This is a genomic window from Streptomyces canarius (assembly GCF_014650735.1).
Lineage (GTDB): Bacteria > Actinomycetota > Actinomycetes > Streptomycetales > Streptomycetaceae > Streptomyces > Streptomyces olivaceoviridis.
The window spans coordinates 1-1,105 of the sequence record NZ_BMVN01000187.1; the positions used below are offsets into that span (position 1 = coordinate 1).

Consider the following 1,105-nt stretch of genomic DNA (forward strand, 5'->3'; position numbering starts at 1 on the left):
CCCGGTTCCCGCTGCGGGAGTTGGTCACCGCCTCCGACCCGATGCCGCTGCTCGTGGAACGCGAACGCGCCCTGTACGGCTCGTGGTACGAGTTCTTCCCCCGCTCGGAAGGCACCGCCGAACAGCCCCACGGCACCTTCCGCACGGCCGCGCGCCGGCTGAAGCCCATCGCGGACATGGGCTTCGACGTCGTCTACCTCCCGCCCGTCCACCCCATCGGCACCACCTTCCGCAAGGGCCGCAACAACACCCTCGACCCCGGCCCCGACGACGTCGGCGTGCCCTGGGCGATCGGCTCCCCCGAAGGCGGCCACGACGCCGTCCACCCCGGTCTCGGCACCATCGAGGACTTCGACTTCTTCGTCGCCGAGGCCGGGAAACTGGGCCTGGAGATCGCGCTGGACTTCGCGTTGCAGTGCTCACCCGACCACCCCTGGGTGCACAAGCACCCCGAGTGGTTCCACCACCGCCCCGACGGCAGCATCGCCTACGCCGAGAACCCGCCGAAGAAGTACCAGGACATCTACCCCATCGCGTTCGACGCCGACATGGACGGCCTGGTCGCGGAGACCGTCCGGGTGCTGCGGCACTGGATGGGGCACGGCGTGCGGATCTTCCGCGTGGACAACCCGCACACCAAACCGGTGGTGTTCTGGGAACGGGTCATCACCGAGGTCAACCGCCGCGACCCGGACGTGATCTTCCTGGCGGAGGCCTTCACCCGCCCGGCGATGATGCACACCCTCGCCCAGACCGGCTTCCAGCAGTCCTACACCTACTTCACCTGGCGCAACACCAAGCAGGAGCTCACCGAGTACCTGACGGAGCTGTCGGGTGAGGCGGCGGCCTGGATGCGGCCGAACTTCTTCGCCAACACCCCCGACATCCTGCACGCCTACCTCCAGCACGGCGGACGCCCCGCCTTCGAGGTCCGCGCCGTGCTCGCCGCCACCCTCTCCCCCGCGTGGGGCATCTACTCCGGCTACGAACTGTGCGAGAACACCCCGCTCAGACAGGGCAGCGAGGAGTACCTGGACTCCGAGAAGTACCAGCTCAAACCCCGCGACTGGGAAGCCGCCGCACGCGAGGGACGCACCATCGCACC

Annotated in this window: 1 pseudogene; it reads left to right on the forward strand. The window is 68.9% G+C overall.

Annotation, left to right across the window (positions count from 1 at the left end):
• Positions 1-1,105, forward strand: a pseudogene (locus IE294_RS46760) (alpha-1,4-glucan--maltose-1-phosphate maltosyltransferase); the annotation flags it as partial.